Consider the following 17,669-nt stretch of genomic DNA (forward strand, 5'->3'; position numbering starts at 1 on the left):
AGCCGTCCATTCGCTTCATATTAAAACGCCGCGTCTCGCAATGAAACGCGGCGAGGGCTAAACGCCTCTCCTCGAAGCAAAAAACGATTAATCCCTGATTGCCCAAAACTCCATTTCCAAACCAGGGAAATCCGCACCGATATGCACGGCAAAGCCGCTGGATTGCGCCAAGGCTCGCCAGTAATCGCTATTGCGGTCCAACTGGAAGTAGGTGAAACCGGTATGGAATGGAATTTGTCTCGGCGCCACTGGCAAGGCTTGCAGCCCGATGCCTGGCAACGCCGCATTGATCAAGTCGCGAATACGTTCGACCGGCGCAATTTTCACCTGGCTTGGGAAGCGGCTGCGGATCTGGTCCGACTTCATCTGCGCCTTGACCGCCAGAATATAAGTCGCCTTCTCCACCAAAGACCGGTCAGTAATCGGAGACACATAAATACCATAGCGACGCTCAACCAGATCCAGGGACACTGCTGAGGTTTCACTCACGGTGTTCATGTACTGGTTCAGAATCTGCATCAGCTGCGGGATGGATTTTTCCAACTCGTCATGATGATACGCAGGCATAGTCGCGGGAGGTCTGCGCTGAACACTGGTGAACGTCGACAGTTCACCGGCTATTTGCATTAGCTCGCCGAAAACATCCACAGGATGTAAAGGGCGAATTTGCGCCAAGTGCAACAACCAAGGTTCAACCCGGTTAATCATCTGCAGCATCAGAAAGTCCGCAATTTCGGAAGTGCCCTGTCTGCCACTGTCTCGCAATCGCCCAGCCAATGCTTCCGCGCGTAAATTCAAGCTGCCCGCCACTTCCTGCAACAGGTTGGCCAGGCGTGGATGCGCTCTGACGTCCAGCATAGGAGGAATAAACTGAGTGTCGAGAACGATTTCTCCATCGTCCCGTTTATCCTGTATCCGTGCGATAGGCAGCACAGCGTAGCCACTGCGATCCTCTCTTTCCAACAGGATACGAAAACGCAGTTGTCCAATCTGAATTTTGGTACTGTCGCTATGCTCGGATGTGGAATCGAAGGTTTCCAGCTCACGGGCGTTAAATCGCACCAGTGTCTGATTGTCTTCTTCCAGATGCGTGTCAGGCGAACCTGGACGCTTAACAGGAATACCCAGATAAACGGTTTGATTCTGGAGACCTTTCTCGGGCTCCAGAATATCAAGCTCAGAATCTATGTCTGGAACGTTGAACGGCGTTCCATCGGGGAAAATACCCCGGCAGCGATTGATGGAGAACTTTCCAAGTTTCAACACTTGGCTGTCTATCTCCAGATCGTAAAATCCCCAGAAAAATGCCTTTAGAGGCTTGCAGCGGGCTTCCAACAACGATTCATGGTAACGATCCTGCTGCTGGAAGTGCTGAGGACGAAGGAACATGCCCTCCGTCCATACGACGCGGTTTTCAAATGACATCGAATAGCCCCGGATTAATCCTTGATGCGCATGCCAAGGCGGTCAACGAACAGATCCAGTTTGTTGCCGGTGTTCTGATCGATCTGGAAGACCACTTTGGTGGAAGCGTCGTCGTAACGGATATATTCCGCCATGACGCCGATATAATGAGTGCGCTTATCGAAGGTGAAGGTCTCTTCTCTCAGCTCGCCCGGGGTCAATTCTTTCAATTTATAAGTCTTCACCAGATCGCGGCCCAATACTTCTTTTGCGCTCTGGAACAGGGCGATGAATTCTTCCTGATCGAACTGACGATCATTTTCCAGCTCGAATATATTCAGAATGACGGGAGAAGCTCGACCGTCTTCGTTCGGATTGACGTCGTTGGCGCCGTGAATCCTCAAAGTGACGGTGGTTTCCCGCCCGGTCCATTTGCCTACAGTCGTACACCCGGCCACCGTCAAGGCCAAGAGCAACAACATAGCCCAATTTCTGAAAGAAGCCTGGCATCTCATGAACAAAAGTCCTCCATATTTATAGATTCGCGCCATCTAAACTATGCAATCAGCCTGAGCGTACAATCAAATACGCCCAAGCAAATCTTATAAATTATAATGCTTTACAGGACAATTTCTGTCGTCCCGCAACTGCTTCCCTTGAATATGAGAAAAAATGCAGCCAATCGCCGCACTTTTAACAAGGGGGTTTCTAGGTACAGTAATCAATTTTAAAGTGCAAGCGTCATTTCTGACGGTTTGCCTTCAACTCATTGAAACTGCGTTCATAACTTTCCGCAAAGGTCTCGCCGAACAGACGCTTGAATGTCTTTTCCGCGTCTTCGTTCATTTCTTCGAAGAAATCCTTGTACCCTTCCCAGTTTTTACCGGCGCCGCCAAACAGCGACTTACCGCGCTGCTTTTCAAACCGACGCTCCAGCTTTTCGGGGTTAAACTGACTCATAAGATAGTCGTAAGCCGCACGAATGCCATTAAAGAGCGCTAACTGGTGGTCAGAAATATCGGCAAAGGCCTCTTTTGTCGCTTCCATGGGCGACATGTAGGCGCGTCCGGACTTCGTAAACAGGTTGTCCAATGCGTCTTCCGCCGACACCGAGAATTTCAACGGGTTGTTCTCAGCCGCCTGAATCATGGTGAGATTCATACGAAACTCGTTTTTGATAGTCTGACGGGCTCTCAGCGCCTTCATCAGTCCATCAACCGTTTCCCTCACCATATCAGCGATAACTGGCGTCAGATTAGCTTGCTGTTCCGCGGTTAAGCGCACCAGCCCCAGGGCCTGCGCCAATCCAGCAGCCTGCTCAGGAGAAACCTGAATCGGCGGCGCGGAAACGGATGGACGCTCAGGCTCACGAGGCGTATCTATAACAGATTGTTTTACAGGCGGAGCCTCTCGTTTGACCGGGCGCTGTTCGACCTGGCGTCTGGGCGGCACAACCTTCCCCGGTGCTTGCGCACCCGTGTTTGCAATCGGCAAATCAGGCTCGGGTTTCGGTTCGACCGGCTTTTCAATGGGCTTAGGTTCAGCAACCGGGGCCACGTCATTGAGTATGTCTGCGAGCGAGCCGCTATCACCAGAAGGTTCCTTGATGGAAGGCTCAGCTGGGGGAGGCTGTTGCCCCCACAAAGAGGACTCCGATGGTGAGGTGGACTCCAATGGATCTGACTTGCTCATCCCCGCCCCGGTCAAATCCTGTATTGGCTCAATCTCTTTAGGAAGCTGTTGCGGCTGATTCAATCCCAACTGTTCGGGGTGTGTGTTCACGATATCCAGCAATGAATCCGGGTTAGACTTGGGCGGAGGTTCTCTACGCGGCTTCGGCCTGGATTCAACGGGAGGCGGTGGCGTCTTGGGCGTAGCCGGGGGTTCCGGCTTGCGTGGCTGAATAAGAGATTTATCCCAGTCTTCAGGGATCACATTGGGAATAACCATGCGACCACTCTCAGCAGAGCCGCCGCCGAGCCCAAAAGAATCGCCCATTAAATTGTCTGCGGGAGGCTCGTCTCCCGACACGCCCAACCCTAGGCCTTCATCATACAAAGAAGATTTTTGTGATCCGCCAATGGCGACCAATGGATCTACAGAAGAGTCGCCGCCAGTCAACCCCGTGTCGCCGCCAATAAGCTCGCCTTTAAATGCGCCCACGGAAGGTTTGGGCTCCGGCTCCGAACCAACGCCAGTCAGCCATTTATCCAAATCGTCCAAGCCAGGGGAAGCCGCGGCGCCTGCGCCGCCTGGAATATCATCAATGTCGGATGTGATGGACGTTGATTCGCCGTCATCCTGCGGCTTATCCCCTTCCACCAATAATACGAACGGTCCGAGCAAAATCTGGTCGCCCTGGTTGATAGGGGTTGGCTGCCCTTTTACCAAAGCCTGGCTCAGGTTGTTAAGAAAGGTGCCGTTGGTGCTTTGATCAACAATTTCAAAGCCTGATCCGTTAAATTGAATCTTCGCGTGAACGGATGATACGTAACGGTTGGGGTCCGGCAACACCCAGGTATTCGAATTCGCGCGACCTATCGTCGCCCCTTCTTCTTCAACAGTTACGACTTTGCCCGCCATCTCGCTCTCAGGCGGACATTGAACGACTCTAAGCTTTACCTGCATGGTGATTTTCAAGTCCGAAGGAAATATCCAGTTAGATTAACTAATTATGCTTACCAGTTAAAGCGATGCATATACTCACAATGGCTTTCCGGGTTTGCGTCCCTGACTATATACGACGACACTGCAATGGGCCGCCGACTGCCCCTAGGATAATCCTTTAGGGTTAGACAGCAACAGAATAAAACCCAAAACAACAAAAATAGACCATAAAGCCTATACTTATCGACCCGTACGCCTATATTTCATAGGCCTAAAATAGGGTTGCTAAAATTAACGCCAAATGAATAATCTGCAATCTATGTTAGAAGCGTCATTATTTGGCATAACAGCTTCATTATTCGGCTGTTGCTATATTAAAAGTTATTAAGATTATTGGACGGCGTCGAATGTCGGAGACGCTTTCTCTTCCGACGTATAGCAGGCCTGCTCCTGCTGAAAAGACAGGCGATTAAGGAACATTAAATGGCTCAGAAAACCGCTCTCATCGTTGACGACTCAGCGACAGCTCGAATTATGCTGGCCAAGGTCCTTAACAGCATGGACGTTAAAACCCGTCAGGCCAGCTCAGGTGAAGAAGCCCTGAAACTGGTTCCCGCAGAACGCCCGGACCTGATCTTTCTCGATCATCTTATGCCGGGCATGGATGGTTTCCAGACACTTAAAGCGTTAAAGCAAAATCCGGAAACCAACCAGATTCCCGTCATTATGTATACCTCCCAGAACGCCATGAAATATCAGGAAGAAGCCAAGGCCCTTGGCGCGGCGGGAGTTATCACCAAACAGGTTGACCGCGAACGTTTATATCTGCTCGTCGAACATGTTTATATGCAGCAGGAACTGGCTCGCACCGAAACAAGCGTCAACACTGTGGCGGAGGCGATCGGCCAGACGCCTATGACCACAGAGCAGCACGCCACGCCACGCAAAGTCGTCCCGTTGCGCCCAGGCCAGCAGAAAATGGAAGATCACGTGGAGCAGCGCATCGCATCTCTACGCAGCGAGCTGGAAACGCAGCAAAACGAGCGCTACTGGAAACCACTGGAAGAACTGAAAAAACAGAATGGCCGTCTGCGCATTGCGCTATGGGCGATGATCGTCGTATTCATCCTGACAGGGCTGAAGTTGAACTCTCTGGATTCCGCCTTCGAAGCCATGCAAAAAGAGGTGAATTCCGCCAGACAGGTTCTGAACGAGCTGATCGCCATCATGGAAGAAACCTGATCACGAAAAGAGTCAGTAACAGAATCTGTAGCAACCTTGAACTAGAGGGCGCTTGTGCGCTCTCTTAATATCTCCCCCTCCTTCCCTAATCTCGCCCATCATTGCAACTCTTGCCAAGCGCACCAACGTCAGGGCCTTATCGCGCAAGTCTCTACCCTCGTTTCAGGCAAGAAAATAAATATCCGTTACACTTACTTAAAGTAATTCTTTAGAAAGAGAGCATTACACCAATTGTTTTTCTGGGCTTTCATCAAAGATGTCTGCTGCGCAGTGCGCCTGCTTAAATACGGAAAACCCAAGTTCATCTCAGTGAGCCAATAGCCGGGAAATAGCGCAATGCTGTTCAAGACTTATCAAAAGAAAAAGTTTCTGCTGGTTGATGATTTTGACAATTTCATCTTCTCACTCAAACAAATGCTGCGCCGACTTGGCGCGGAGGATATCGACAGCGCCCGCAACGGCGAAGATGCGGTGCAGCTGTTTTTACGCAAGCATTATGATGTGGTGTTCTGTGACTACAACATGGGGGAGCACAAGAACGGACAACAAGTGCTGGAAGAGTTGCGCTTCCGTAAGCTGCTGAAAAATACAGATATCTTCTTGCTGGTCAGCGCTGAAGCCGCCAAAGACATGGTATTTGGCGCACTGGAGTGCCAGCCTGACGGCTACATCACCAAGCCCATCACTCAGTCCATACTGCAAAACCGCCTTGATAAGCTAATGGAGCAAAAGGAGGCCACAGCAGATATCAATCGCGCGATTGATCTGGAGGATTACTCCAAGGCGATTACCCTATGCAATCAACATCTCAAGGCCAACACTAAATACCGCTCCTGGACCGTAAAAACCCTGGCGAACCTGTACTATCTCAGTGGCGATCTGGTGCACTCCAAGCAGATTTATGAAGACATCCTGCAAAAACGCCGCTTGGACTGGGCCCGCCTGGGACTTGGCAAAGTGCTATTGGCGGAAGGCAATGCGCAAGAGGCGGCGGTTAAGTTCGAGGAGTTGATTGAAGAGCAGCCTCTTTTGGTGGAAGCCTATGACTGGCTGGCCAAAGCGCAGCGTCATATCGGCCACGGCAAAAAAGCCCAAGGGACACTGCAGCAAGCGGTGGAAATTTCCCCTCGCGCCCTGCTGCGCCAAAAAGAGCTGGCGGAGATCAGTCGCTCGTTGCATGACCTGGAAACCGCCTCCAAAGCGTACCGACAGACCAACAAGTTGAGCGAGTATTCCTGCCACGAATCACCAGATTTGTATTTGGATTTCACCCGCTGCCTGTCTGACCTGTCGGAGGGCGACACCTCATCACAAGGCCAAAAACTGGCCTCGGAAGCCAACGCAGCGCTAGAACGCATCCGCAGAAAGTATAAAGACGATCCAGCGACACAACTGAAAAGCCATATGGTTGAGGCCAGGGTCTGGTCCGGCCAAGGCAAAGCCCAAGAAGGAGCCAAAGCGCTGAAGCAGGCGCAAACCTACTTTGACGAAGCCGCCAAGGACAACCCGGACCTCACTCTGGAAATGGCGCAAACGTTATACGCACTAAATCAGGAGAAAGAAGCTGAACAGCTGCTGACCGAGCTTGCCGCCAAGTATCCGGATAATGAGAAGCTACAAGACCGGATAGAAGAACTGCGCGATGAACCTGTCAGCCTGAAACAACGAATCAAAGCTCGGGAACTCAACAGAAAAGGCATACAGCTATACGAGGAAGGCGCCTTGTCGGATGGGGTGGCCGTATTCAAGGAAGCGATGGCGATTACACCGGCTCATGTCGGCCTGAATCTAAACCTGCTGCAAACACTGATCAAATCCGCCGCTCAGTCCAAACTGAATGCGGAGTATCAGGGGCTCGCGCAGCAGTGTCTGAGCCGGCTGCAACGACTGACGCCGCAACACAGACAGTACAAACGCTATCAACACTTGTTGCAGCGATACCAGCAAATTCAACGAGGTTAAAGCACCGTGACACAGAAAAACAAACTGGACTTCAGCTTTATCATGGCGGCCAGCGTGCACGATATGAAGAACTCTCTGAGCATGTTGCTGCACTCGCTGGACGAAGTGAATCACGAAATCGCGGAGCTGGATCTGCCCATTGCTCAACGCATGGCGACGTTGCAATATGAAGCTGCGCGGGTGAACAACGACCTGGTGCAGCTACTCAGCCTTTACAAGCTGGATGCAGACATGCTGACCGCAGACATCGATGAACACTTCGTACTGGATTTTCTGGAAGAGCAAGTCGCGCGCTACCATCCTCTTTTCGCCGCTCGCAACATGCGTTGCGAGGTAGACTGCGACGAGAGATTAACGGGGTATTTTGATAACGACCTGGTGTCCGGCGTAGTGAACAACATTCTCGCCAACGCGATTCGTTACAGCCGCAGCCAGATCAGGGTGTCAGCCAGAACCGAAGAGGGTGGTCTTTACATCACGATCGAAGATGATGGCCAGGGATTTCCCGCCAAGATGGTGGAGATTCCAGAGCAGCTATCAACGGAAGTGGATTTCGAGTCAGGCAGCACCAATCTGGGACTGTATTTCGCCCACCGTATCGCGCAGCTGCACATGCAAAAAGGAAAAACAGGCAGAATTTCACTGCGCAACGGCGGCGCACTGAATGGCGGCGTCTTTGAAATGTACTTGCCCTGAGTCCGTTCGCCCACCGCCGGGGTCACCGGCGGCCCAGCGTAAACTCACAGACAACACTTCTTGAACTTTTTACCACTCCCGCAAGGGCAAGGATCATTACGACCGACTTTGGGCTCTTCCCGCACCAGCGGATCATGGTGCTGAAAGTAAACAGACAGGCCCCGCCCCGCTTTGGCGTATCGCATGAGATACCCATTCAGATCTTCATGTGCGCCACGCAACTCCTCGCGAAAATCATCCTGCTGAGAGGCGCCTTCACGCTCCAGAATCTCCAGTGCTGCGTCCACATCCTGAAAGACTTTCAGAATCGAAATGGTGTCATCCAGATCCCGTGACATTTTCTCGTAGCCGCCAGGATCGCGTTGCGCCAGCATCCCCAAAGCGCGCACCCAATTTGGCGCCAGCCACTCATCCGCCAGGATAACGCCCTCGCACCAGTTTTCGAAACTGCGGCGCTCCTCGGTGTCCCAGCTGAACAGGCAGTCTGATGGCAGTGTCGGTGCGCCAATTTCTATTTGTCCGCGAACTTCCTGATACAGCGCTTTCATGTCCTCGATCACTGTCGAGTCACTTTGGCGCAGCTCTTCCTGATAGCATTCTCCCAATGCGACGGGGAGCCAGTCTTGCTCGTCTATTTCAACGGGGCAACAGGCTAATCCGAACAAAAAACCGTGACATTGATTGTAATTAAGCAAGTCCTCACAGCGTTCGGCGTCACACAAGAATGCGCGCAGGTCAATAAATCGCGGATCAGATTCATAGCCCGAAGCGACTTGTCCCCTCGGGTATACGGAAGGAAATTCAACTCCCATACCACTCGATCCTTTTAATAATCTGTAATTCATTCAAGTGTAAAACGAAACAGGCAATATTGTTAGTAATTTAATATGGCCCCGGCGCGTCCTCGCGCTGGCTCCAGGGCGCGCCAGACTCGCCTCAGCGGAGTACGCCCCTTTCTACGCCCAAAGAAAATATCGACTACTCCCCCACTCATCCCCACCTCCCCCCTTGAGCGGCTGTTTACCCGTATTTTCTACCCCCATACCATTCTCTGTAATAACGCCGCCAACATGCCCATTGCACATAACAAACAAAGCGGCCCATAACAAAAATAAACAGCCGTGACGGTCAGCGAGAGGCCGCCGGCGGAGCACCTTTATGACAACGAGCGACGCACCTGAAGCAAGACCGCTGATTCCCAGCAAGATTTCACCGCCGCAAACCAGCCCTCACGTGCTGAGCCGCCCACGCCTGGAGGCCGCCCTGCTTGACGCCGCCAGCAAGCCCTTATGCATCGTGCGCGCGCCGGCAGGATTCGGAAAGACCACGTTGATGTCTCATTGGCGCCGCCGTCAGCCAGGGCGGGTCGCCTGGCTCAGCCTGGATGAGCTGGATAACGACGCCACTCTATTTGGACGCTATCTGACAGCGACGCTGTCTCATCAGGCGCCGGAGCTCCAGGGACCGTTGTCGCGCGCAGAAGAAGCGCTATCCGACTATGATCTGATCTGGCTCACCGGAAAGTTGTGCAATGAATTAAGCGCTCTGGATCAACAACTCATTCTGGTGCTGGATGACTACCATCGCGTGCAAAACGAGCAAATCCATGAGGCGCTGCGGTTTCTTATTCAGCATCAGCCTCCCGCGCTACGTCTTTTTATCCTGACGCGATCCGAGCCGCCGCTGGGTTTAGCGAATTGGCGGGTACGCGGCATGCTGCACGAGATCGGGGCTGATGAGCTTGGCTTTACTTTGGAGGAAGCCCGGCAATTTCTTCATGAAAAAAATGATCTTCGAATCGACGACCCGCAAGCATTACAGGAGACATTGCAGCGCCTGAAAGGCTGGGCGGCGGGACTGCAGATCATCGCGCTGTCGGCGCCCCCGAAGGATTCATTTAATGATTATCTAAGGCGCTTTAACGGCGCCCACGCGCATGTGCTGGACTTTCTCGCAGAGGAAGTGCTCAGCAAACAATCGCCAGAGCGTCAGGCGTTTTTACTAAAAACCAGTGTGCTGGAGCGTTTCAATTCCGAACTGGCGCAGGCGCTGACTGAACAGAAAGAAAGTTTCGGCATGCTGCAGGATCTGGAGAAAGGCGGCATGTTCATCGCCCCGCTGGATGAGTATCGCACCTGGTACAGCTACCATCCCTTTTTCGCCGAGTTTCTGCGTCATCAGCTACAGCTTCAAGCGTCTCCACAGGCTATCGTCGACTTGCATCGAAGAGCATACGAATGGTGGTTGCAGAAAGCCCAGACGGCGGAAGCACTGACTCATCTATTGCAGGTAGGCGACCCAGCGCTGATCGCAGAGACGCTGTCTGTCCATGGCTGGGCGCTGTTTGAACAGGGACAGCTCAGCCTCATTGAACAGTGCTTGGACGCCCTTCCCGAAGCCGCCATCGCTAACGACAACAGACTTGCGCTGCTGCGGGCCTGGGTATGTCTGACGCAGGCCGACCCCGGATCGCTGGAGGAAGCGCTCAATCAAGCAGAACAACGTTTGCCGGACCAGCAAGAGGAGACGCAGTGGCGACAGGTCAGCGCCGAAATCAGCGCACTCAAAGCCCAGTTATACGCCACAGTGGAGGATATTGAAGCCGCGCACAATCATGCGCGTCAGGCCTTGGCGATCAGCTCCAGCGCCTCCAACGCAGCCGCCATCGCCCTGTCAGTTCTGGGTGAAACGCACGTGTGCCGGGGAGAACTGGACCAGGCGCGGGACGCATTTATTCAGGCGGAAGCTTCCGCACGCGCCGCCAATTCCATGCACGGCCTACTCTGGACGCTTGGACAACAAGCGGATGTTCTGCGTCATCAGGGGGATCTGTTGGGATGTCACCAACAGCAGACTATCGTCTTACAACTGGCGCGGGAGCACCATCTTGCACAAACACCGGTCATGGAGTTCATTCATCGACAACGGGCCGACCTGCTCATCGAGTGGCTACAGTGCCATGAAGCCGCTCAGCATTGTGATGCAGGACTACGCATCGTGGAGCATCTTGAACCCCATTGCGCCATCCCTCTCAACGCATTGAAAGCCAGCATTGCGTTGCAGCAGGGCGAAGCTGGCGCAGCGGAAACTTATCTGCGCAAAAATACACTGCTAATGCGCGAACATCGTTGCCACTCGGACTGGCGCGCCCTGTCCGCATCCATTCAACTTCGCTACTGGCGACAACAGCGCAGTCTATCCGCCATTAACGAGTGGTTAAGCGCTGAGCCTGCTCCCAGTCCAGCGCCCAGTCATTTTCAACAACGCCGGGCGCGCAACCTCGCCTTTGCGTTGCTCAGCCTGGACAGATCCCACGAAGCGCTGCAGATACTGCAACCACTGACCTCTCAGGCTCGCCAGTTTGGCCTGCGCCTCTGTGAGATGGAAAACCAGATTCTCGCAACCTGGGCCTGTCTGCGCCTGGGAAAAGAGGACGAGGCCAGCAACGCCTTGCTGCGCGCATTGCAGCTGGCGGACCCCATGCGCGCAATCGCCAGCTTGTTACAGGCGCCGGAGTGGCTACTGGAATTCTATGGCGCAATGATGGAGGACTCACGCTTGTCCAGCGCCGAACGCCGACACCTGCAACGGGTATTAGAACTATCCAAGCGCCAGCATAGACCGCAGAAGAAAACGCGCAATATGCCAGAGCAAGCCAGAGCGTTGGCGCTTACTCCAAAAGAGTGGGAGGTGCTGCGTCTGATTGGCGAAGGCAGCAGCAATGAGCGTATCGCCGAGCGCCTGTACGTGGCGCCAAGCACCGTTCGCAGCCACATCAAGCACGTGTACCAGAAACTGGGCATTTCTAGTCGGGTAGAAGCCCGGCGGGTTTCCCTCGACTTATCGCAGGGCCGGGTCGCCGGCCTTGGCGAACAGGGGTAGGCCGGCGGACCTAAACGCTGAAAATCCCCCCGTAAATCCCCCGTTTGCATGGAAGCGTCCCAAGCTCGCCTTGGTTATGATCAAAGGGTAACGTACATCCGAAGCGGCCATGACGGCCGCCGCCAATTTCACGAGCTTGGCGTACGGATGAACCAATATGGACTTCAGAAAAAATACAATACCGGAGCTCATTCATTATGTTGAAAGTTCATCGTCCAACCCGAATTTCTCTCGTCATCCGACACGCAGCCGCCTGTGCGGCCGCCGCCGTACTAGGCGTTTCCGCAAGCGCAGCAAGCGCCGACACCTCAGGCAAAAGCGGCTCCGGCGTCCGCTTTCATGGCGGCGACGAAATCATCCTGCAGGGTTTCCACTGGAACGTCGTACGCACTGCGGAAAACAACTGGTACAACATCCTGCAAAGTAAGGCCCAGCAAATCAGCGACGACGGCTTCACCGCCATCTGGATGCCGGCGCCCTGGAGAGACAACTCTTCATGGCAAGCGTCCAGCGATACGCGCTTCGGCGGCGAAGGCTACTTTTGGGCCGATATGAATAAAAACAGCCGCTACGGCGACGACGGACAATTGAAACAGGCCGCCTCCGCCCTGAAAAACAAAGGCGTAAAAGTCATTTACGACATCGTGCCCAACCATCATGATCGCGGTCACACCAATGACTCTCTCAATTACCCATCCGGGCAAGGTTACTATCGCTCCGACTGCAGTTCCTGCGACGATGGCGACCCCTTCATGGACGGCGGCTCGGACTTCAGCACTGCTCATCCAGATGTATACAACCTGTTTAAGAATGAGCTGGTCAACTTGAAGACCAACTACAGCGCGGGCGGATTCCGTTTTGACTTCGTCCGAGGCTACGCGCCAGAGCGTATCAACGCCTGGATGAGCGCCTCTCTGGACAGCGGCTATTGCGTTGGCGAGTTATGGAAAGGTCCCAGCGAATTCCCTTCCTGGGATTGGCGACACAACGCCAGCTGGCAGGAAATACTGAAAGATTTCACTGACAACTCCGATTGCTCCGTCTTCGACTTTGCGCTGAAAGAACGTATGCAAAACGGCTCCATTTCAGACTGGAGATACGGACTCAATGGCAACCCCAGCGCTCAATGGCGTGAAGTTGCGGTCACATTTGTCGACAATCACGACACAGGCTATTCACCCGGCCCTCTCGGCGGCCAGCATCATTGGGCGCTGCCGGATTGGAAACGCAAGATGGCTTACGCCTACATTCTCTCCAGCCCCGGCACGCCGGTTGTGTATTGGCCACATATGTATGACTGGGGAATGCGCGGCTTCATCCGCAACCTGATCCAACTACGCAAGTCCGCTGGCGTGAAAGCCTACTCCGGTGTACAATTCCATGATGGATTCAGCGGATTGGTGGGAACTACAAGCGGCAGCAATGGAAAGTTGCTGTTCGCCATCGACTCTAACTTCAACTCGCCAAATCAAGTGGCGGGCGGCTCCTGGAGCCTGGCGGTCAACGAGGACAATGGCCGCATCCGCATCTGGCGTCAGTAACGCAGACCCTCTCCCGGGCGGCTGACGCCCGGGATTCTTGTGCTCCATAGACACAATTTCGACGCATACCAATAACAAAAATCAATCAAAACGTTATTAACTATCAATTTTCCTCCTCTCATCCCCACGTATAATCTAAGTCGCATTGTTTTAAACGCTCCTACGGAGGTATCAGTCATGTATACAGTGATTTTCGGTCGATCAGGGTGCCCTTATTGCGTTAGAGCCAAGCAAATTGCAGAGCAATTGAAAGATCAGCGACAATATTTCGATTTCCGCTACATCGACATTCATGAGGAAGGCATCAGCAAGGCTGACCTGGAGAAAACGGTCGGCAAGCCGGTCCAGACCGTACCGCAAATATTTATCGATAAAGAACACATCGGCGGCTGTAATGAGTTCGAGAGCTACGTACGTCAGAACCTGACGCACTGACCAAACAGCAGCGGCTTCAGCATTAACGTCCTGACGCGCTGGACAACACAAAAAAAAGAGGCCATCAGGGCCTCTTTTTATCTTCTATTGATGACGCAACGCTATACAAGCCAACTACTGGAGTCGCCGGATCAACTCAACCCGGCGATTAAGTTTTTTTCCTGCATCAGAATAGTTACCCGCTTCCGGCGCTACTGGGCCCACACCGTAAGGAATCAGGCGCGCCTGTGCGATGCCATAGTCTTTTATCAAGCGCTCAACAACTGCTTTCGCCCGCGCTGAGGACAGCTCAATATTGTGCTGAAATGCCCCTGTGTCATCGGTATGGCCTGTCACATAGAGCAACAGGTCTGGGCGCTTTTTCAACAAGCCGGCGATTGCGTCTAAAGTAGGTTTGGATTCGTCTTTGACGACTGCTTTGTCCGTATCAAATAACACGCCGTATAAAAGCGCTTTTCCAGTCTCGTCAATATCACGACTCAGACTGTCCACATCCACCGTAATCAGATCATCCTCCAGCGCCTCTGACTCCAGAATGATCTGCTGCACTGCCGTTTCATCTTCATAACCGCCGATAAACAAGGCGACGTAAACCTTGCCTTTTGCTGCGTCTTTTGAGGCTACAATGAAATACGGCTTACGGTAGTAGTTGTAAACGGATTCTGTAAGTGAAATCAGTCCACCGAGATGAGAGGACTTGTACTCGTCGCCGCACTGCTGCAGCTCACAGGAATACACAGTAGCGAAGCCGCCTTTAGACAACGCCGCTTTATAATTTTCGTACAACTTCAGAGTGGACACATTTTCCAGTTCGTAATAGTGTCTGGAAAGATCGCCAACCAAGTCCAAAGTCTCAAACTGATATGGCTTGTCATCGCCGCTTAGTGCGGAAACAGGGATGCTGATGCGCTCATAATCCACCACTTTGCGTTGGCGCAAATCCGCACCGGGATAGCGTGGCAGCAAGGGATGATCTTCCTTCGTCGCATCCGGGTCATTCGCTTTCGTTACCGTCGCGGGCGGCTGCGCCCCGAGATAATCGACATTCATAGCGATAAGGTCGTTCTGCAGAGGTTCTTCTTCGACGATAACTTGCTGTACGGCGACCTCGTCTTCATAGCCGCCAATGAACAGCGCCACTGTGACTTTGCCTTTTTCCGCGCCCTTCTCGTAAACCATGTAGTAAGGTTTGCGGTAGTAGTTGTAGACGCTGTCATTCGAAGACACCAAAGCGCCCAACTCAGCAACTTGATATTCCGAGCCGCACTGCTCTAACTCACACTGGTAAACAGATTTGAAACCGCCTTTTTCCAGCGCGGCCTGATAGTTCTTATAAACTTTTAGTGTGGAGACGTTTTCGAGGTTATAGAAATGTTGGGTCAAGTCGCCGGTCAGGCTTAACTTCTCATATTCGTAAGGCTTGTCTTCGCCGCTGAGTTTGCTGGCGGGAATGGTGAACGGCGCATAATCGATCTGCAGATAGGTTCTAACTGTGGCGCCAGGATAACGACTTAACAACGGATGGTCCGGATTGTCGGCATAAACACTGGCGGCGCTCAAAACACCAATCAAAGCAGCGGTAAACCTTCTAAGCATGGAACTCCCCTATGAGTGGACGTAATTGCAGGAAATATAAGCGCTTTCTGGATTGATTTTCCGTCACGATAATAGGGAGAAACGCGCCCGCCCGCTTAGGCTGACGCGTTAGAAAAGTCTGATTGGCGGACGTTTAGATAGTGGTTAAGAGGGAACCTTCAGCCTTTCGATACCGAATGCCTTTAATATGTAGCGCTCAAATAGCGGCTCTGTAGAACCTTTACGCAGCTTAAGAAGAAAGTACTTCTCGAACGCCACCTTGGCGACATGCACCCACTTGCCCTCACGCATCCAGTTCACGTTGCGTGGCGGCAGCTGCGGAATCGCCACAAAGGCGATTCCGGTGTCCCCCATATCCGCCAGACACACCGCGTTCCAGGTCGCCTCCGCTTTAGGTTCAGCGCCGGCAAGCGTCGCCTGGATATTTTTCGCCACCGCCGTCGCCATACTTTCAATCATATAACCAGTTTTAGGAACGCCAGTCGGAACAGGCGTTTTTTCCTTTGGCGCAATCGCAACCGCCACGCCAATCCCCCATACATTGGGATAAGTCGGGTTACGCTGATGTTTATCGATCACGACAAAGCCACGGGGATTCACCAGGCCTTCGACTTCTCTCAACGCATCAATGCCAGTAAAGGCGGGCAGCATCATGGAATATTTGAAGGGCAATTCACGGCGATGTTTGTCTTCTCCCATCTCATCCACTTCCATGACGGTCATGAGTTTATCGTCGACAGACTCAACCTTGGCGTTGCAAACCCAGTCGATATGTCTTTGTCGTAATTGCGACTCCAACATGCCTTTGCTATCACCGACTCCACCTAAACCAAGATGACCGATATAAGGCTCAGAAGTGACGAAGGTCATGGGCACTTTGTCGCGAATACGCCGTTTACGCAGGTCACGATCCATTATGAAGGCAAATTCATAGGCCGGTCCAAAGCAGGAAGCGCCCTGCACCGCGCCAACGACTATAGGACCAGGATCTTCGACAAACTCTCGCCACTTCTGGTTAGCTTTTATCGCGTGATCTATATGGCAAATAGATTGGGTGTAGCCTCCAGGACCCAGTCCTGGAATTTCGTCGAACGCCAGACGAGGACCTGTCGCAATGATCAGATGATCGTAGGAGATGCTGTCTCCATTTTTAAGTTCTATGAGGCTGGCGGCGGGGTCGACTTTTTGCGCTGCGCCGACCACCAATTCTACGCCTTTGCCGGATAAGGGGGACTGCAGCGGAATTTTAATCGCTTCCGGCTCCCGCCATCCGATAGCCACCCATGGATTGGACGGCACGAAATGAAAATAGTCTTTGTCACTCACCACCACAATACGGTGGTCTTTACTCAATGTTTCCCTTAACTCAAACGCCATGGGCATTCCACCCAGGCCCGCGCCTAAAATAACAATAGTCGCCATGCGCTTCCCTCTTTGTCGTCAATTCCACTCTGACGCGGCTCAATCCTGCCGCCGCCTTGTCTCCAGCATTTCCTGAGACTCAGCAGAATAATTCAAAGCCGCACCACTTCGCTACAGCTGCAAACCACGCATATGCGACTTAGACGACAAAAAGGCCCGTCAGGATGCGACGGGGCTTTCCTGAATCCTTACAGCAGCGCCGTTATGTCCTCTTTTGACGCTTGGCCCGGAGGGCTTGCGGAAAGCGTGACGGATACGATCCAACTCCGACACCAACAACGTGCGCTCAAACTCGGTTGTGCGATCGTAGAGATCCAACCAGGCCTGCTTCTCAGGCGGCAATTGATAGACAGGTCCATCTTCTTCCATACGTACGCGATACATGGGGCCATCGCCTGTACGCAGCCATTCGAAGTTGCCGTCCCATTTGTCAGCAATGGTAATCAGGTAATCCGCTCCCACCTGATAAATATCCCCGTTAAACCATTGGCGCACGGTTTCGTAACGCACGTTACAGGCGACGGAGATTTCCCGTTTAATTTTCCGGGGATGCACTCCCCGATCCAGTAGTAGTCTTTCGATTCTTTTTGTAACACTCATATGCAAGCCAGCTTTGTTAAGATTTGTAAATTGTATCTCGCATTAATACAAGCTTGCATGCCTAATTCCAAGATTTTTTATTACATTGACAATGATTAATAAAAGTACAACTGGATTTCGCCGTTACCCCACCCCTTTTCATTCCCTCAGATAGGCCTTGGACACTGGGCCCGATGCACTTTCGCTAAAAACGCAAACGCAATCGCTCAGCAAACGAAAAAGAAGACAAAATATTAAGAACAGGTAAGAAGAAGGATCGATTCGTGGCGGGAAACTGACTCT

Annotated in this window: 13 protein-coding genes; 6 read left to right on the top strand and 7 right to left on the bottom strand. The window is 52.6% G+C overall.

Annotated features, from left to right (window positions below; all coding sequences use genetic code 11):
- Positions 1–87: 87 nt before the first annotated feature.
- The 3 genes from tssK to tagH all read right to left on the bottom strand — a co-directional run bounded on the left by tssK (position 88) and on the right by tagH (position 4,032).
- Complete coding sequence (gene tssK / locus EUZ85_RS21695) at positions 88–1,425, bottom strand: type VI secretion system baseplate subunit TssK (protein ID WP_127971853.1); 1,338 nt, start codon at positions 1,423–1,425, stop codon at positions 88–90.
- A gap of 14 nt (positions 1,426–1,439) precedes the next feature.
- The gene (gene tssJ / locus EUZ85_RS21700; protein ID WP_241566823.1) at positions 1,440–1,886 is read right to left on the bottom strand and encodes a type VI secretion system lipoprotein TssJ; all 447 of its coding nucleotides are present in this window, start codon (positions 1,884–1,886) and stop codon (positions 1,440–1,442) included.
- 259 nt (positions 1,887–2,145) lie between these two features.
- Entirely contained in the window at positions 2,146–4,032 is a 1,887-nt protein-coding gene (gene tagH, locus EUZ85_RS21705; RefSeq protein WP_127971857.1) for a type VI secretion system-associated FHA domain protein TagH, read from the bottom strand.
- Between the two features lie 462 nt (positions 4,033–4,494).
- Between tagH and EUZ85_RS21710 the strand changes: the two genes are divergently transcribed.
- The 3 genes from EUZ85_RS21710 (at position 4,495) to EUZ85_RS21720 (ending at position 7,911) form a co-directional block, all read left to right on the top strand.
- Positions 4,495–5,253: a PleD family two-component system response regulator gene (locus tag EUZ85_RS21710; RefSeq protein WP_127971859.1), complete on the top strand. Its 759-nt coding sequence runs from the start codon at positions 4,495–4,497 to the stop codon at positions 5,251–5,253.
- Positions 5,254–5,589: 336 nt separating this feature from the next.
- Positions 5,590–7,215: a tetratricopeptide repeat-containing response regulator gene (locus EUZ85_RS21715; RefSeq protein WP_127971862.1), complete on the top strand. Its 1,626-nt coding sequence runs from the start codon at positions 5,590–5,592 to the stop codon at positions 7,213–7,215.
- A gap of 6 nt (positions 7,216–7,221) precedes the next feature.
- A complete protein-coding gene (locus tag EUZ85_RS21720; protein WP_127971864.1) occupies positions 7,222–7,911 on the top strand; it encodes a sensor histidine kinase KdpD in 690 nt (229 codons plus the stop codon).
- 44 nt (positions 7,912–7,955) lie between these two features.
- Here EUZ85_RS21720 and EUZ85_RS21725 read toward each other — a convergent pair whose 3' ends face one another.
- On the bottom strand, positions 7,956–8,756 hold the full coding sequence (locus EUZ85_RS21725; RefSeq protein WP_127974535.1) for a UPF0149 family protein: 801 nt from the start codon (positions 8,754–8,756) through the stop codon (positions 7,956–7,958).
- A gap of 313 nt (positions 8,757–9,069) precedes the next feature.
- Here EUZ85_RS21725 and malT point away from each other — a divergent pair, with 313 nt between their 5' ends.
- From malT to EUZ85_RS21740, 3 genes are all read left to right on the top strand, one after another.
- Positions 9,070–11,793, top strand: a complete 2,724-nt coding sequence (gene malT, locus EUZ85_RS21730) for an HTH-type transcriptional regulator MalT (protein ID WP_127971866.1) — start codon at positions 9,070–9,072, stop codon at positions 11,791–11,793.
- A 197-nt stretch (positions 11,794–11,990) separates the two neighbouring features.
- On the top strand, positions 11,991–13,334 hold the full coding sequence (locus EUZ85_RS21735; RefSeq protein ID WP_127971868.1) for a glucan 1,4-alpha-maltotetraohydrolase domain-containing protein: 1,344 nt from the start codon (positions 11,991–11,993) through the stop codon (positions 13,332–13,334).
- Positions 13,335–13,511: 177 nt separating this feature from the next.
- Positions 13,512–13,769, top strand: coding sequence for a GrxA family glutaredoxin (locus EUZ85_RS21740; RefSeq protein ID WP_127971870.1), 258 nt, complete (start codon positions 13,512–13,514; stop codon positions 13,767–13,769).
- Between the two features lie 114 nt (positions 13,770–13,883).
- On the opposite strand, the gene EUZ85_RS21745 is transcribed toward EUZ85_RS21740, so the two are convergent.
- The 3 genes from EUZ85_RS21745 to EUZ85_RS21755 all read right to left on the bottom strand — a co-directional run bounded on the left by EUZ85_RS21745 (position 13,884) and on the right by EUZ85_RS21755 (position 17,387).
- A complete protein-coding gene (locus tag EUZ85_RS21745) occupies positions 13,884–15,365 on the bottom strand; it encodes an OmpA family protein (RefSeq protein WP_127971872.1) in 1,482 nt (493 codons plus the stop codon).
- A gap of 144 nt (positions 15,366–15,509) precedes the next feature.
- Positions 15,510–16,787 (bottom strand): NAD(P)/FAD-dependent oxidoreductase, encoded by a 1,278-nt coding sequence (locus EUZ85_RS21750; RefSeq protein WP_127971874.1) that lies wholly within the window; start codon positions 16,785–16,787, stop codon positions 15,510–15,512.
- A 159-nt stretch (positions 16,788–16,946) separates the two neighbouring features.
- Positions 16,947–17,387, bottom strand: a complete 441-nt coding sequence (locus EUZ85_RS21755; RefSeq protein ID WP_011398087.1) for a hypothetical protein — start codon at positions 17,385–17,387, stop codon at positions 16,947–16,949.
- Positions 17,388–17,669: the final 282 nt, after the last annotated feature.

It is taken from the genome of Hahella sp. KA22 (genome assembly GCF_004135205.1).
In the GTDB taxonomy this organism is placed as follows: domain Bacteria; phylum Pseudomonadota; class Gammaproteobacteria; order Pseudomonadales; family Oleiphilaceae; genus Hahella.

Excerpts from the sequence above, each read along its gene's own strand:
- EUZ85_RS21740 (WP_127971870.1), top strand. The coding sequence starts at position 13,512 with ATGTATACAGTGATTTTCGGTCGATCAGGGTGCCCTTATTGCGTTAGA.
- tssJ (WP_241566823.1), bottom strand. The coding sequence starts at position 1,886 with ATGTTGTTGCTCTTGGCCTTGACGGTGGCCGGGTGTACGACTGTAGGC.
- tagH (WP_127971857.1), bottom strand. The coding sequence starts at position 4,032 with ATGCAGGTAAAGCTTAGAGTCGTTCAATGTCCGCCTGAGAGCGAGATG.
- tssK (WP_127971853.1), bottom strand. The coding sequence starts at position 1,425 with ATGTCATTTGAAAACCGCGTCGTATGGACGGAGGGCATGTTCCTTCGT.
- EUZ85_RS21725 (WP_127974535.1), bottom strand. The coding sequence starts at position 8,756 with ATGAATTACAGATTATTAAAAGGATCGAGTGGTATGGGAGTTGAATTT.
- EUZ85_RS21710 (WP_127971859.1), top strand. The coding sequence starts at position 4,495 with ATGGCTCAGAAAACCGCTCTCATCGTTGACGACTCAGCGACAGCTCGA.
- malT (WP_127971866.1), top strand. The coding sequence starts at position 9,070 with ATGACAACGAGCGACGCACCTGAAGCAAGACCGCTGATTCCCAGCAAG.
- EUZ85_RS21755 (WP_011398087.1), bottom strand. The coding sequence starts at position 17,387 with ATGAGTGTTACAAAAAGAATCGAAAGACTACTACTGGATCGGGGAGTG.
- EUZ85_RS21715 (WP_127971862.1), top strand. The coding sequence starts at position 5,590 with ATGCTGTTCAAGACTTATCAAAAGAAAAAGTTTCTGCTGGTTGATGAT.
- EUZ85_RS21745 (WP_127971872.1), bottom strand. The coding sequence starts at position 15,365 with ATGCTTAGAAGGTTTACCGCTGCTTTGATTGGTGTTTTGAGCGCCGCC.
- EUZ85_RS21750 (WP_127971874.1), bottom strand. The coding sequence starts at position 16,787 with ATGGCGACTATTGTTATTTTAGGCGCGGGCCTGGGTGGAATGCCCATG.
- EUZ85_RS21735 (WP_127971868.1), top strand. The coding sequence starts at position 11,991 with ATGTTGAAAGTTCATCGTCCAACCCGAATTTCTCTCGTCATCCGACAC.